This window comes from Legionella stuttgartensis (assembly GCF_977063405.2).
In genome coordinates, this window is the sequence record NZ_CDRUHA020000057.1 from 68,863 (window position 1) to 85,680 (window position 16,818).

Sequence of the window (16,818 nt, forward strand, 5' to 3'; positions counted from 1 at the left end):
ATTTCAACTGGAGTTATCATGGACGCTAAAAACGGCTACACAATGCTTCGAATGGCCTTAATTATTTTTGGACTGGTTTTTATCTTCGCTGTATATCCTTTAACATTTTTATGGCCATCTGGATGGGCTTGGCACCAATCCGGACACAACGTCTACTTGCAAATGATATTAGGTGTCTATGCAACATTAGGGGTGTTCTTGCTGATGGCAGCAAAAAATCCGCTTCAACATCTAAGTCTGATTTGGTTTACCGTTTGGTCCAGCTTCGTGCATGGGGGTATTATGGCCATCCAGTCATTTTATTATCCACAACATTTCGCTCATTTATATGGAGATGTCCCTGCGTTATTTATTATCGCAATTGTCCTGGCTTTTTTAACGCCTCGTCGTAGGAATCTGAATTAGAAAACGAAGAGGTTTGTAAGGAATTGGGGGAGCTAATCCATTTGTTGCTGTGCTGACATAATAAATTGGGCATGAATATGATCATTTCATCTATCGCTGATTATCGAGAAGCTGCTCGACGAAAATTACCCCGGTTTCTCTTTGATTACATTGAAGGTGGCGCGTTCACGGAACAAACTCTTAAGGCAAATACTGAAGACCTCGCGAAGGTATTATTGCGCCAACGTATTTTAAGAAATGTAGGACATCCCCATTTTGAAACAGAACTCTTAGGACAAAAACTGGCGATGCCAATCATCTTAAGTCCGGTAGGACTTACAGGAATGTATGCTCGACGCGGCGAGGTACAAGTAGCCAAAGCAGCGGCCCAAAAGGGCATACCCTTTGCCCTCTCGACAGTTTCTCTATGCTCTTTAGAGGAAGTATCGAGCCAAAGTACTCAACCTATTTGGTTTCAACTTTATATTCTTAAAGATCGCGGTTTTATGCAGAATGTTCTTGAGCGAGCCCAAGCCTGTGGTGTGACTCATCTCATATTTACAGTAGATATGTCGACACCCAGCGCACGCTATCGAGACCTCCACTCAGGCATGGCGGGTCCATTTGCTCACGAACGTCGTTTCTTGCAAGCCATGCTAAAACCCTCCTGGGCTTATCATGTTGGCCTCATGGGACGTCCACATGATTTGGGAAATATCTCAACCTATTTACACAAAAGGATTGGTTTAGAAGATTATATTGGATGGTTAAATAACAATTTTGATCCCGAGATAAGTTGGTCAGATCTCGAATGGGTACGTAATTTTTGGAAAGGGCCTTTGCTCATTAAAGGAATACTGGATCCCGAGGATGCAAAAGATGCCGTGCGGTTCGGTGCGAATGGAATCATCGTCTCTAATCACGGGGGTCGGCAACTTGATGGGGTATTATCTACAGTCAAAGCCCTGCCGATGATAGCAGATAAAGTAAGCTCCGAGATAACCATCCTAGTTGACTCAGGAATCCGCTCAGGACTTGATGTCATTCGCATGCTTGCATTAGGGGCTCAAGCAGTGCTTATAGGACGGCCTACGGTTTATGCTTTAGCAGCAAGAGGTCAAGCCGGAGTCGAACATATGCTCGAACTGATTCGCAATGAGATGAGTATTGCCATGACATTGATGGGAGTCAATTCCTCTACCGAGATTAATCAATCTCATCTGTGCACCTCGTATCAGATAACTCACTCTAGATAAACGGTGTATTTTGTATCAATTAAAAATAATTAATACACATATTGATCCATTAAAAGTTAAATTTTATATTTAATAATCATAAATTTAAAATATAATTCATCGAGCAAATAAATTTCAATGCGCTACACTCAATAAGAGAGGAAGGAACGTCTATGGGTCTTTATTACTTATGCCAATGGGGCACCCAAGTTATGGAAAATAAGTTTGAAACCATTAAAATCGAATCGTCTAATGGACGATTACTTACGAGAACACGCGCAAATCCTCAGGGAGAATATTCTTTTTTTACAGTTCAGCACAAAAAAAATTTGACACCTCTTTACCCCAAAAGACTATCTATTTCCCACATTGCTCAAGGTGCTCGGAGTGGCGATTGTTATCTTCTTTCAGTGATTAATGCCATCATTGCTTTGCCCAACGGAGAACAATATATTCGCGATGCAATGATTGAGCACAAAAATAAAATCCATGTTCGTTTTTTTAAAGACGACGAGCCCCAATGGCTTATCCTTGAAAAATCACTTCCGACTTCCTGGGGCATTTTGAGTTCAGGTCCAAACTGGGTTCGTTTTCTAGAAAAGGCTTATGTAACTTTTATGGGGGGTAATTACAATAAAACCTTAACAAGTGGCGACAGTCGGAATGCTCTAAAAGCGTTTCTTGGTGGTTTTAACGATTCCATCGCAACCCCCAAACAAGCGGAGGGTTCTCTTTCCGAATTATATAAACAAGTGATATATGGCTGTAATGGTAAAGATATTTATTCCTTAATTTTTCTTTTGCGCCCATATGATAAATTAGCCAGTATTTCCAATATGTGTCAGTATATTTTTGATAATCAACCTGCGTTATTAAACGTATGGTGGAATTGGGTTCATTTGCAACAAAAACACTTTGAACAATTACTCAAAAATCATCTCTTTTTAACGAAGAAGATCTTTATCGCCTTTATTAGGGAGCGAATGGAAAACAGCATCAATCCCCCCGTTAAAGCAATCGAAGCTGTAGAACAATGGCTGGATAAATATGCAATTTTACCGGAAGATAATAAGTACAGTTATGATGAAGAACAATTGTTTCTTTCCATAAAAAGTGCTCATCAAGAACAAAAACCCATTGTCTGTAGTCCGAAAGAGAATCCGCCAGAAGGGATTACCATGCAGCATACCTATGCCTTGATTGGCATCAAAGAAAGCAAAATATCGCATCGAAAATTTGTTATTCTCCGTAATCCACATCACGAAAACCGCAATTGGTTTTCACATTATTTCTTTTATGGAGGGCGACATTCTATAGAACAGCAAGAAAATGGAACCACAAACCTCACCATCTCACCTGTAGAACGCTCCACTTTTACTATGGAACTCAGAGATTTTGCTCATGCATTTGCTTATATCGATAGTGGTCGCTCTTTATTGGATAAGCAACTTCTCAAACAACAGGAAAAGAATCCTTTTCATTCTTATGCTAAACAGCATTGTCCTTAGGGAATATCTCCTATGTTGATTTACAACCATTTCTTCTTTTTAAACAGAAGGTACAAGAATAATGCACAAATAAATATTAAACCCAGAGCCCCAAAATATCCGTATTGCCAATGTAATTCAGGAATCCAGACAAAATTCATTCCATAAATTCCAGTGATTAAATTTAACGGCAAAAAAATAGCTGCAAATGCTGCGAGTATGGCCATCGTTTCACTCATTTTTTGCATCAACTCATTATCGATTTGCCCCAATAAGCCATTTAATAACTCACGAATTGAATCCACTTCGTTGATGATAAGGTGACTATGATTCGACAAATTATATAAGGAAGAACGGCACTTTTCAGAAATAACTAGAATATTTCGACTGGTAATTCGCATTAAAATTTCTCTTATTGCAATCAAATAACGTTTAATTTGCAATGTTTGGTGTTTTACCTCTGCGACATTTTTATAAAGATTCTCAGACGTTGTTTGTAATAAAGAATCGAACTGCTCTACTAGTTCTTCATAATGCAAAAGAACCTTAGCATAATCATTAATAATTCCTTCCAGAAATAAAAATAATATAAAACAAGGTGTTTTGGCATAATGAACTGATTTCGAGCAGTTATTGAAGAACTCAAATAAAACAGGCAGAGATTCATGCGACGCGGTAAAACAATAATTTGGGGTAAGATGAATGACCAAGCTATCCAAATTGATTTCATTATCCTCATTTAACTCAAGCGAAGACAAGCATTTAATTTGCAGTGTGAGCGCATTATCATTATCAATAAGATTGGTTAAATTATTTTCCTCAGAGCATAATTGAATGACATGGGTGGGTAATCTTAGTTTTTCTGCTAATTGATTAACAATGCCCTCTTGATTTAAGTTACAATGAACCCAATAAAGTTTGTTTTTCTCCTGGGCATTAATACTCAATTCGTCAAGAGCAACCTGCTTGATGCTGAGATGGGTTAAATCAAATTCAATTGCTATTGTATCAAAAGTATTCATTTTAACTAGCATCCATTTGTCTCAAGAACGCTGAGCCGCATTGTTAACTTCATTTATACAAATTTAGCACAAATACAACCAATAGATTAATAAACACACAAAAAGATTAATTAATTTAATATTCTCTTAAGAATTGAATTATAAAATGCAGCCATTGTTAAAACTATTCATACGGATTGGGAGTAACGAACCCAAAATGACTTCTGTGTGAGCGGAGGACTGGTACAACTTAAGCGATCTTAAATCAATAAATTGGATTTGTTGAATAGATTTATTTAAGTTTATCAGCGGCGTTTAACAAAAACTCAGCCTTTCATAAATAAGGTTAGAGCTATTTTATATTTGTTTGCGCTTTTTTCTTAAATCATTTCTGCGCCTCAAACATCCACCCCAAATTGATAAGGTTCCTTAAGGCTCAAGATTAATTCAAAACTTATTTATTTTTCATTTTAAATTACGAATTAACTTTTTAAGGTACACAAATGACTATACGCTATTTATCCTTCGATTTTGATGGATGTTTATTTAATAAAGAATACTGTGAATTACCTCATGACGATTTTAGCAAGCATCTGGGTGATGCGGTTCTTGCTGCTAATAAAGGCTTTCTAAATTGGATTAAAAGAGGAAATGCTGAATTTTCAGCCGCCTACGCCTTCATTGGTTCTACAAGACAAGATTATTATACCGACCTAATAAACAGTGGTTCTTGGGTTAATTTTAAGGGTTCTTGTTGTCCGCCCATGGAAACCATTTGTAAACATCTCGGCATCAACTTGGATCGCATGTTGCTAGCGGATATAGAGGACGATTTGGAAAGTGGTACTTCCTTCAAACGTATAATGGATGAAATTATTAATGACTCTTGGATGGATGACACTAATCAAGTTCATAAACATGCCTCTTTGAGCATTAACCAAATCGACGAATATAAAAGAACTATTCTTTTTGCACAAATGCAAAAAGCGTCAATAGAGCATCCCGGTGAAGAAATCATTTTTGATTTTTTTGACGATAGGATGGATATATTATATACATTAAAAAATTATTTTACCCAACATCCCCATATGATCCCTATCAATGTGCATTTACGATTACATGCCTATGCGGGAGAAGATGTTCGCTTGCAAGCGGAAATTCAGGGACTCGGGATACCTCTCACTTCCTATGGAAGCTGTTTAAAACAAATGCAAGAAAATATTAGCGACTTAAATATGGTTGCGAATGCACTTAAAGAAGTGATGATCGAAATGTATCCTGAACTGGAGCAGCTTTTACCCGGAAAGAATCAACAAGGACGCAAGCCTGCAATTCAAACTAAACCTAAGGTTGAAATTTCGGAGGGTCGATCTCTTTACCTCAAGATTATAAAAAGTCCTTATTTTGTTGTCCATGCAGAAGACGCGACTACCGTTCTAAAAAATAACAACGAATTACCTTTTGTAATTCGTGAAAGTCGTACCCAACTCCCTGGAATGCTCACATTTACCCTCGTATCCGATACATCAAAAGGGTTTATTTCTTCACGCTTTGCCCTTAATCATCAGGGGGAGCTCTTTGGTCTCGATGAAGAAAATGCTTATAAAATAGAGGTTCCCGGGGATTTATTGGAAACTTTAGAAGAGCAAAGTCGTTCGTTAAAAGAGCGTGTAAAGAAGGCGAAAAAACTAGAGGATATTACGTTTACTCCGGGTGAAAAGAACACGGATACAGCCAAAGGAGCAAATAGACTTCTGGTCGCAGAAAAAGGATTCTTTGCAAACGCTGCTAAACCGCAACCGGCCTCTGAACTCCAACGTGGTTTGGATATGAACCCTTGAGTAATACCTAGCAAGCATGGTTCTAGCTATGCTTGCCCCTTTTGCTCATTTTAAAACTCTTGAAAACCATTCCTTTACATTGAAATCAAATCCCGGGTCAAGTAGATTGATAAACATACAAAAAGATTAATTAATTTAATATTCTCTTAAGAATTTAATTATAAAATGCAGCCATTGTTAAAACTATTCATGCGGCGGATTGGGAATATAAAGGACCCAAAATGACTTCTGTATGATCGGAGGACTGATACAACTTAAGCGATCTCAAATCAATAAATTGGATTTGTTGAATAGATTTTTTAAGTTTTATCAGCGGCGTTTAACAAAAACTCAACCTACACAAGGTTTAGGTATTTTATTTTGTTTGCAACCTTTTTCTTAAATCATTTCTACACCTCAACATTCACCCAAATTGATAAGGTTCCTTAAGGCTAAAGATTAATTCAAAACTTATTTATTTTTCATTTTTAATTACGAATTAACTTTTAAGGTACTCAAATGACCATACGCTATTTATCTTTCGATTTTGATGGATGTTTATTTAACAAAAAATATGCTGCACTTCCCGATAAGGATTTAACTAAACATTTGGGTAATGCGGTTCTTGATACAAACAGAACGTTCCTGGATTGGATTAAAAAAGGAAATGCTAAATCTTCAGCAGTCTACGCATTCATTGGTTCTACCCGGCAAGACTATAGTATAGACCTAATGAATAGTGGCTATATATACAATTTTAGAGGTTCTTGTTGCCCAGCAATAGAAACCATTTGCAACGCCCTAGGTATGAACTTAGATCCTTTAATGCTTGCGGATATAGAAGGAGACTTAGAAAGTGGTACCTCATTTAATCGCATAATGGATGAGATTAAGAATAATACATGGATGGACTCTAGAAAGAATATCCATAAACATATATCTTTGGACGTAGACAAAGTAGATGAATATAAAAGAACCATTCTTTTTGCGCAAATGCAAAAAGCTGCAGCAGATCATCCAGATGAAACCATAGTATTTGATTTTTTTGACGATCGACTGGATATATTGTTTACTTTAAAAGATTATTTTACCAAACATCCACATTTGATACCTAAAAATGTCCGTTTACGTTTAAATGCCTATGCTGGAGAAGATGTTAGTCTAAAAGCAGAAATTTCTGGAGTAGGAGCACCAATAGCTAATTATAGATTCTGCATTAAAAAAATGCATGAAAATCTTCATGCCTTAGACCATCTTGCAGAAATTCTTAAAGAATTTACAGTACCAGTACAACCTGAAGAAAAAATAGTTTCTATTATAAAAGATATTGCTCAACGTGGACTATTTATCAACTCTCACGAGGAAGTTAAACAATTCTTTACTGAACATCCCCATGCCCCTTTTGTTATCCATCCAAGCACACACCCAGTTCAAGGTTTACTCACCTTCACTGCGGTTCAAAAGGCTGGAAAGGATATGGCTCACATAAGATATGGTTTGGATATGGAGGGTAAATTATTCGCAGTTGATGAAGAGAAACAAATTGAAATTTCGATTCTTCCTGAAGGACTGTTTGCTACTCTGACTATGCATTTTGAACTAATGACGCAAGTTTCCGAAAAAGAAGTACGAAAAGCGAAACCCAAGGCCAAAGAAATTTCAAAAGGACAAGCTCTTTACGATGAATTGACGAAAAGTCCTTATTTTGTAGCAGATGCCTCGCAAACTAAGGCCGTTCTGGCAAAGCATGATGATTATCCTTTTGTGATACGTGAAAGTAGTGCCAAAGTATCAGGAATGCTTACATTTACCCTGGTATCCAGTACAGATAAAGGGGTTATTTCTTCACGCTATGGACTGAATCATCAAGGTGAGCTCTTTAGTATCGATGAAGAAAGTTCTTTAAAAATAGACGCTTCCGGAAATTTATTGGATACTTTGAAAGCGCATAATTGTTGTATGAAGGAGTATGTAAAGAGCACGGAAAAATTAGAGGATATTATGTTTATTCCGGGGGAAAAAACCAAGGATGCAGGTAATAAAGTGGCGTTAGCAAATAAACCGCTGGTTGCAGAAAAAGGATTCTTTGCTAATTCAGTTAAGCCACAACCCACGGCAGAACTTAAACGTAATTTGGATATGCAACCTTAAATAATCAACCAAGCATAGGTGGTAGCCTATGCTTACTTCCACTGCTTGCATAAAATTCATCGTCTTAACTAACGCATTTTTATAATTATTTTTATTAAAATTCACTTGAACCTTTTTTAGAGATAAGTTAATTATCAAGATGGGCCCTAAATATCCAATGGCGTTTATTGGTGTACACAAAAGGATTTACTATGCAAACAAAAATACCTCCCTCAAAAAATAATTCAAAAACAAATCCTGGCGACAGCAGAGCCTTAGCACTTCAATTAATACAACACGCCGAACCCGATCGAACGTACTACATAAGAAGCACAGCAACTGAGATCAGCAATTTTTTTTCACTCAGGGTGAAAGAACTCTATAACACACTAGCTTGGACTTTTTCTTTAGACTCTATGGATTGGAGTACTTTTAAAAAATACATATGGCCAGCGATTTACTCAGGATCAGCATTACTAATTGGTGATTATTTAACCCCGCAACTTAGTGAATACCTCGTCGGAAGCCCGGAGTATGATTTTATTATCAAATTTATTTATGGTGCCGCTATATTGGGCTATTGTGCATTAAATCGAATTACCGATAAGAAACTTAATGCCGGTCCAGCACTATCTATTGCTATGGCCAGTGAAATTACCGCAATCGTTTATATGTACAGTTCCGTTTTTAAGGGCACTACCTTTTTACTCAATGAGCAAATTTCTGATGAATATTCGTTAATTGCCGGACTGGGAGCGAGTGCATTAGTGGTTCCAAGTGGAATTTCTTATCTTACTCAAAAAGTACAAGAGTTGCTGGTCCGCTTTCAGTACAATCGCGGAGCACAACGCTCAGACACCGCAGTGATTTCCAGTGGTCTAACCCCTTTATCCAATCTTTATTTTCAAATAAATCATTTTATCGCCAGTGAATTGATGGTCAGTTCGCGCGCATTTCAATTAGGATTAATTTCTCACAACATTCGTTATGCCGACCGAATTGTCCAAAAATTTCGTAACTTACCTGCATTATTAGCCGATTTGACCCCATCAACCATAAAAAAAATGCGTGTACAGCAAGAAAAGTTGGACCATGATTACGAATACAATCATAAACTACATCAAGTTTTAAGATTTACTGCGAGTGGTCCAAAGTTTGTTTCAATACCCCGCTATCAGCTGCGTACGGGTGATTTGGTACTTTGTGATGAAAGCATCAATTTAGATTGTGTACCAATTTCTGGCGAGTTGATTGCCCTACAACGTAACTTAGAAGGTGATTTTACAAAAACGTTGGAACGAAAAAAATTTAGCGTCAATCTTAAAGCCCAAAATGGTGAAGATGTTTGGATTGAACATCATACCAAACCGGATTTTACTTCAAATTACAAAAAAGTGGATTTGTATGCAGTAAGGGATGGCAAACAAGCTGGAGTGCTAGTTGGTGATAAGTTAAATACATACGGTCAGAACAATATTTTTATTCAAATCAAACCCGAGAAAGAACTGTTATTAAACAGCAATTATGAAAAAGAAGCCGTCATTAATAAAGTGATTGCACAGCGCAAACAAAGAAACGTCTTATATTCTATTTTAGGCTCCATAATTATGGCAGCGTTCTTACAAAGAGATATTACTCAAATGCCTGCAGAAACCCTCAGGCTAATGTTTACTCTTTTTCAAACAATGATTCCTTTTTCTGAAGCTTTTTTACGTGAAACAGTAAATAGCCGCTTGATGAAAAAATTAAATAGTAATTTAGGAGATCAACCTTTTGAGACGATAGACGCACTGCGAATTGTGGATTTATGTAATGCCTTAGGCGGATACTATCGTGAGCAGTTTTCCAATGGTGTCGCTATTATTTCGGATAAAACAGGAACCCTGACTACGACACGAATGGATGTGCTCGGTTTATGGACCTCCGATATGTCGCCCGAAGTTCAACAGCTCCTCAAGGAAAGAAAAGAAGATATGCTTCTACCTGAAGAGGCACGATGGCGTAAATCATTTGAAGTATTTTGCTATGCTTTTACAAACAATAAAAAGGAATTAGAACCCGAAGAACATGCTATTTTAGAATTATTCAAAACCTTATTGGCAGATAAAGACTGTTTGGAAGTAACTACTCTCGGTAACAATCATTTTAGAAAGGTGATTACTGCTACAGAACAACAAAAAAAGATCGAGACGTTTCATCTGGGTTTATATCGTACGTTCGGAGGACGACTTACCCTTGTCCAGGATGGGGAGCATTTTGCTCTTGTCTTTTGTGGAGTACCTAAAGCCGAGGCGTTTCAAAAAACACCTTTATTGCAAGACTATACTAAGATGCAAAGTCGCACTGCGGTCTTATCCCGTGATTGGTGTATCGCCCAAGCCGAACTTAATGAACACGACTTTACGATTTTAAAGAAATTATTTGATATAGATGATAAAAAAGAGATTGAACGTTTCCTTCTAGAACATCCAGACTTGCTTAAAAATTTGGAATATCACGGCACATTTATTATTGATAATCCAGTGAAAAAAGGTGCAGAAAAATTTATTGCGCAATGTAGAGAAATATCGGTTCCGGTATTTGTAGCGACCGGTGATACCACAAAAGCGGCAGTAAATATTGCCAAAGTATTATGTCCGGAAAATGCAAAAAAGATTATCACTATTCGAGCTGCCCATATTGAAGAGGAGACCCTTAACCTTTTAAGTGAAGAACTTTGTTCTCCTGATTCGACGGTTATATTCGCGGGTGTTAATGAAGCGATATTAGCGCGTTTTCAACAATTAATGGCCCGAGATAAAGCAAAACGTCCTGTAATTATTTTTGCAGAAATGAGTACGGAGGGGAAAGGTACTCTGGCGCGTTTTCTTAAAGATCATAATTATTTTGTCGTTGCCAATGGAGATGGGACGAATGATGTAATGATGATGAAAAATTCGAACATGGTCATTGCTCATCATTCTGATGACGGTACTTTTGCACCCGGGGTTGATGCGTTATCGAATATCAGCGAGGAACAACTCAGAAGATTATTTGGTTCTGAAAAAACCTTTTATGAACTTTTTGATATTAATCTTCCTCAGAGCTTGTTTGTACAGCAATTCGCTCCTTTAGCCAATTCACAAGAAAAACCTACAATGGCCTTAGCACTCAAAAGTGGAAAAATGACGTTTGATTTGGCTAAAGCAGTAGGAGCTAATGTCTCAGAAATGCAACAGCAGCATTGGTATAGCGTTGCTTTTGATTTGTTGTGGTTATGGATTGCGTTTTATGAGATCAATCAAAGCGCCGACTTACCGATGGATAATAGGAATATCAATGCATCTACCTTGATTTCCAATACTATAGGAATTGCTTTAATTATTGCGGTTTTGGAATCCTTAACCAATTATGCTTTATTTAACGAATCGACCAACTTGGCCAGTATGCTGATTATGTTGAGCTTGTTACCTCTAGTCCTCAAGAGCGTTTTTTCGGGTTTTAGAATGGTGCAGGAAAACTTGTATCCGGAACCCAAAATCGTCGAGGTTAAAGAAGAAGCAGAACCCCCTTCTAATCGCTCTCTCTTCGGTTATCTGGGCTCTTTTTTTGCGCGTAAGCCCACAAAGCAATTAGAAAATGTACCCAAGGTACCTGAGTTGAAGTAGCCAATTTCTCAATGGAATGAACTTAAGGAAATTTGTATCGTAGCCCGGGTGAAAGCACAAGCCATACCCGGGGGAAATGCTAGGCAAGGAACTTTTTGAAGACTCCTCAGGACGCAGTAGGTGCTATTTTGTTTTTCAATTTAATAAGACAGTCTACCGCATTAAACGCGGATGGGTAAGCTGAATGACAGGGGTTTGCACTGCGAACGTTTTCACTTAACTCTTCAATGGTTGAGCCAGTAATAATTCCATTTCCCACTACAATATCGTTTAGAGCAAATTGAGTGAAGCAATAGCGAATATGAGACATGATATTATCATAGTGATCTAGATTTATTTTAAGGATTAATCCTAGAGCAATATAACCATCAAAAGGATTTTTTTGATGATACGTATTAATTACAAACGGAATTTCATAAGCACCGGCTTGTAATAGCTCCACTTGATAATCGTAACCTGCATTTTTAACCAGGGTTACACAGAGCTCCAGCTGTTCTGCTGCTAAATCTTTATGGACACCAGAAGAAATAATTAGAATTTTAGGCATACGCAACTTTTTTATTTTGTTTATTCTTAAAACGAATTAAATAATCAACCGCATTAATTGCTTCTTGCACTCGCTCTCCGTTTTCAACCCGCTCGCATAAAATATCCATACTTGGAGCAGAAATAATTCCATTACCCAGGGTTAATCCATCTAAAGCAAATTGAATAAAACATTCTTTAACATGTTCCCAAATAAACTCATAATGATCGGTTTTACCTTTAAGTAATAAACTCAATGGCAAATAACCATCGAAGGGATTAACGCGGTGGTAATGTTGGATCACCGTCGGGATTTCATAGGTTCCGGCTTCCACCGTTTCAACCTGATAATTATAGTCATATTGCTTTAATTTGTTTAAACAAACATCCAACTGTTTTTCCGCTAAATCTTTATAATAATTAGACCAGACTATTAATATATTAGGTTTGTACATCGCTTATTACTCTCCTGCAAGGTGAGTAATAATTTTACATAAAAAAAGGAAGCCCCACAAATATTATTTACGGAGCATTCTCTACTACACAGTTCTATTTTTTAATAAAAGTACCGCTGAAACAAGTAGTAATATGCCACCTACAGCAATCAAACCCGCACTGGTCAAAAGGGATAATAAATTGGAACCAAAACCCGTGACCATCCAGGCAAATGCCATCACCGCACCCGATATTCCCATGACCCATCCTTGCGATTGTGCATCCACCGCATTAGAAAATAACGTTAATAAACAGGCAAACGCCATAATATCGAAAGTTGCAATCGCTACTGCCAAGGGCCATTGTAATAACGAATTAGGAATAATATAAACCAGTAACTGCCCCAGACCGGTAAGGACAAGGGTCAATACAGCAATGTGATGGACTTTATATCGATTCACACATAAAGGCATGCCAATTAAAATACCAATAGCAAAACCCAAACCAATCATCCCCTGTACTGCTCCTAACTGCCAGTTGGTGTAATGATAAACCATCTTCATATGTACAATGATGAATTGAAAATAAAGACTAAATCCCATTTGCATCAATAGAAACACTAAAGCCAGCATACGAACCGATTGATGTTGAAATGCTTCAATAAAAATTTGGATTGGACGAAAAATAGAAATTTTTTTATGGGATAGAACTAAAGCGGTATCTTGGTATCCGAGTTCTATCCAAATCCAAGCAATAAATGCAAGCAATGCGGCCATTAGAAAGGGGGTAGTAAATGTAAACCACGGGAGTAATTGTTGATCGGACATGACTCCACCAAGCAAGGGACCAAGAACAGAACCAAAACTAAAACTCATGGAAATTAAACTCATATTTAAGGCCTTGGTTTCAGGAGTACTCAAATCAGCAATAGACGCTTGAGCTATGGGTTGGCTACCGGCCATTAACCCAGAAAGAGCTCGGCCAATAAGTAATAAACTCAAACAAGAGAAGGCGACTCCCATTCCCATTAACAAAAAACTGATGGTTATCCCCAGCATGCATAATAACAATACTTTTTTTCGTCCCCAAACATCAGATAAATCGCCCATAAAAGAAGTGCCAAAAAACATGCATAAAGGATAGAGCATATAACTTAATCCCAAATAAAAATGTTTCATAGCAAGGCTGGCATCGGCACTTAAAACCGGACTATGATTCGCTGTAAAGAGTGCTGTCATTACTGGATAAACAAGACCAAAACCTAAAGCATCAATAACCACTGCGAAAAAACAAGGAGCAGTTTTTCGAAACATACATCAACCTTTAGCTTAAGAATATAATTATTAATATAGTGATATTGCATAGGATTTGTCTAATTAAAGAATATGTAAGAACGCTTTTTCTTGACTCATTGTCTTATATGCTGGAAGGAGCGGTCATTGGTTCTTTTATGGGTGGAGTGGAAGTTTATTCTCTTCAATCAACTTCAATGCTACATTCACAACTTTTGTATCATAAAGAACACCCCTACCTCGTTTTATTTCTGCTACTGCAGCCTCAATGCCTAATGCGGGCCTATACGGTCTATGTGAGGTCATCGCTTCCAAAACATCTGCTACAGAAACCACCAAGGTTTCAGGCAAAATCTCTTCTCCTTTTAATCCTCGAGGATAACCGCTGCCATCAAGTCGTTCATGATGTTGTAAGATGACTTCTGCAACAGGTTCTTTAAGTGGAACATCTTTTAAAATATCATAACCTGCTTGGGGATGTATCTTCATGAGTTCCATTTCAATCTCAGTAAGTCGGGTTGGCTTGGAGAGAATTTCAGCAGGTATTGAAATCTTCCCTATATCATGAACCAATCCCATGAGCTCTAACGAGGCACAACGCTCGGGGGACCATCCCAATTCCTCACCAATTGCTTTCGCTATTAATCCTACTCTACGTTCATGACCTGCAGTATAAGGATCACGAAGTTCGACCATGTTGGAAACTGCCATGAAAGTCCCTTTTATTGCCGTCTCTAACTGATTAATGTATTGATCGATTTGCTCTTTCGCATGTTGAATCTCAGTAACATCATCCACTATCGAAAGATACTCGAAATGTCCATTCCAGGAAATAACTGTCGTATCAACCCTTAGAATTAGAGAGGCGCCATCATTTTTTCTTTTTAAAGGAAGGTTATAGGCAATACTCGATTCGCCGTGCTCTAATAGCCGCCAATTCTTGAGAATTAATTTTTTAATGAGATTGTCCTCTACTAAATCCAACAGTCCCATGGATAACAATTCTGCCTCTGTTCGACCAACCAGGTCACAAAAGCGTGGATTTACATACAAAAACTTTTTTTTACTCCGTATATATACGCCAACATGTGCTTGTTCAATAAATGCCCGGAAGTGTTCTTCACTTTCTTTAAATCGTTTTTCGGCCTCCGTCGCCTTTTGTTCCGAGTACAATCGTGTTAGCGCATTTTGCAATAGCGTCGCTACTGAATCCAATAGCGTTGATTCTTCAGGTAGAAAAAGAGTTGTGGATTGTGGTGGTTGCGAGCGGTAAGCGACGCTTATTTTTACTATAGAGTGGTTTTCAATTAGAAACTCTTTTTCTAATTGATAAAGCAGTTTATCCATATCCACATTTAGGTCTGAACTAAACTCCCCCCAATCACTTTTTATTATTGCAACCATATGCTTTGGAAATTGAAATGCATCTGGCAATACATTGACAATTTGAGTAAATAATTCCCCAATGCTCAAGTGGCTAAGTGCAATTAAATTAGCAATCATATAAAGACAACGAAGTTCTTTAACACGCTCACCTAAGTCATAAGTCAATTTATTTCGCTCTTTTTCAAGAGCCTTACGCACAGTAATATTCCTTACTATTTGTACCCAGGAATTAGGAAAAAAATCAGAATCAATCGATGACATGCTGCATTCTACCCATTCATTCTTTTCAGTCTCAATTTCCAGAATAAATTGACGTTTTGAAATAGACAATTGAGAGCATACCGGGCATTGCTCTGGTTCTATAGACTTATTATGAAAAAGCATATGGGAAGATAAGCCCACTAATTCTTCAGGTTTTATATGAGTGAATGCTCCAGCAGCACTGTTTGCTTGGCTGATGGTGCCGTCTGATTGAACAATAAAAGTGGGGTCAGGGATGTTATCGTAAGTCGTTGCTACCCGTGCCAACATTGCAAAAGGATGACGTAATGTTTGTACCACCAACGCAATGTAGATAAACCAATATGAGAATATTCTTAATACATGGCCAACTATATTTTCAAAACCAAATAAATTCTTATAAGTAGACAATGCTAAATCAGAACCTATCATCGAAATAAGGCTCAAGCTCATATAAAAAAACAACTCTCTCGACATCATTGCTCTCTCATACCAAAGCAAGATGAGGGTCATGCATAGGATGAGGACAACACTCCATTCACAATAGAGTTTGAACCAAGTAACTCCATAATTATTAATATAGGTCGTAGGAAAATAACCCGAGAAAATAGCAGTAAAAATAGCGAGGATAATAAAAAAGAAAAAAAGATTAACCACCCAAATTCTCATGGTATGTCTAAAAAAATAAATAGCAAAAAGAAAAGATAAAGCTTGAATGATTCGCGCAGAAACCCAAAGCTGGGTACTCAGATTCCCTCCACCACGCGGTAATAAGTTCATTCCTTGATAAGCTAAAAGATGAGCAATATCGATACATGCACACCAACCGGCTGCTAAAGAAATAAAAACCACAAACTGATTTTTTGTGAATTGGGTCGTTGTCGCTGCTACCGTCATTGCAGTTAAGGCGATAAACACCGAAATTAACTCAACCAGGACATGGAAAACAAGAAAACTAGTTTTATATTCAATTAAGATACAGATTAAGGATAGAACTGCAGGAGGGAAAAAAACGCGCCAAGTAGGTGAGCGCTCTGCGACATAAGCAGCATAGTGTCCCCTATCGATAAGCATCCATTTCTCCCTATTATTATACTTTTTGATGCGTATTCATCTAAACCTAAATGGAATTTGGCCAATATAAAAATGTTATTTATTATTATAGTTGAATAAAACAATTAGGTTGCTCACTTAAACCTGAGTCCAAAATTTAGAAACACATCGAATTTATTATAT

The 16,818-nt window shown here is 37.5% G+C and carries 11 protein-coding genes; 6 read left to right on the top strand and 5 right to left on the bottom strand.

Going from position 1 to position 16,818, the window contains the following annotated elements; all coding sequences use genetic code 11:
* Positions 1-18 precede the first annotated feature (18 nt).
* From ACWTEW_RS15840 to ACWTEW_RS15850, 3 genes are all read left to right on the top strand, one after another.
* Positions 19-405, top strand: coding sequence for a DUF6632 domain-containing protein (locus ACWTEW_RS15840; protein WP_454782627.1), 387 nt, complete (start codon positions 19-21; stop codon positions 403-405).
* 77 nt (positions 406-482) lie between these two features.
* A complete protein-coding gene (gene lldD / locus ACWTEW_RS15845) occupies positions 483-1,640 on the top strand; it encodes an FMN-dependent L-lactate dehydrogenase LldD (protein WP_454782628.1) in 1,158 nt (385 codons plus the stop codon).
* A gap of 152 nt (positions 1,641-1,792) precedes the next feature.
* Positions 1,793-3,127: a C2 family cysteine protease gene (locus ACWTEW_RS15850; RefSeq protein ID WP_454782629.1), complete on the top strand. Its 1,335-nt coding sequence runs from the start codon at positions 1,793-1,795 to the stop codon at positions 3,125-3,127.
* Between the two features lie 20 nt (positions 3,128-3,147).
* Here the strand turns inward: ACWTEW_RS15850 and ACWTEW_RS15855 are convergent, their stop codons facing one another.
* Entirely contained in the window at positions 3,148-4,128 is a 981-nt protein-coding gene (locus ACWTEW_RS15855; RefSeq protein ID WP_454782630.1) for a magnesium transporter CorA family protein, read from the bottom strand.
* A 482-nt stretch (positions 4,129-4,610) separates the two neighbouring features.
* On the opposite strand from ACWTEW_RS15855, the gene ACWTEW_RS15860 reads away from it, so the two are divergent.
* From ACWTEW_RS15860 to ACWTEW_RS15870, 3 genes are all read left to right on the top strand, one after another.
* Complete coding sequence (locus tag ACWTEW_RS15860; RefSeq protein WP_454782631.1) at positions 4,611-5,948, top strand: hypothetical protein; 1,338 nt, start codon at positions 4,611-4,613, stop codon at positions 5,946-5,948.
* Between the two features lie 498 nt (positions 5,949-6,446).
* Positions 6,447-8,078: a hypothetical protein gene (locus ACWTEW_RS15865; protein ID WP_454782632.1), complete on the top strand. Its 1,632-nt coding sequence runs from the start codon at positions 6,447-6,449 to the stop codon at positions 8,076-8,078.
* A gap of 191 nt (positions 8,079-8,269) precedes the next feature.
* A complete protein-coding gene (locus ACWTEW_RS15870) occupies positions 8,270-11,704 on the top strand; it encodes an HAD family hydrolase (RefSeq protein WP_454782633.1) in 3,435 nt (1,144 codons plus the stop codon).
* 106 nt (positions 11,705-11,810) lie between these two features.
* Here the strand turns inward: ACWTEW_RS15870 and ACWTEW_RS15875 are convergent, their stop codons facing one another.
* From ACWTEW_RS15875 to ACWTEW_RS15890, 4 genes are all read right to left on the bottom strand, one after another.
* Positions 11,811-12,251 (bottom strand): 6,7-dimethyl-8-ribityllumazine synthase, encoded by a 441-nt coding sequence (locus ACWTEW_RS15875; RefSeq protein ID WP_454782634.1) that lies wholly within the window; start codon positions 12,249-12,251, stop codon positions 11,811-11,813.
* Entirely contained in the window at positions 12,244-12,684 is a 441-nt protein-coding gene (locus tag ACWTEW_RS15880; protein ID WP_454782635.1) for a 6,7-dimethyl-8-ribityllumazine synthase, read from the bottom strand. The genes ACWTEW_RS15875 and ACWTEW_RS15880 overlap by 8 nt, the downstream gene beginning before the upstream one ends.
* Before the next feature lie 84 nt (positions 12,685-12,768).
* Complete coding sequence (locus tag ACWTEW_RS15885) at positions 12,769-13,977, bottom strand: MFS transporter (RefSeq protein WP_454782636.1); 1,209 nt, start codon at positions 13,975-13,977, stop codon at positions 12,769-12,771.
* 135 nt (positions 13,978-14,112) lie between these two features.
* Positions 14,113-16,656: an MASE3 domain-containing protein gene (locus ACWTEW_RS15890; protein WP_454782637.1), complete on the bottom strand. Its 2,544-nt coding sequence runs from the start codon at positions 16,654-16,656 to the stop codon at positions 14,113-14,115.
* Positions 16,657-16,818: the final 162 nt, after the last annotated feature.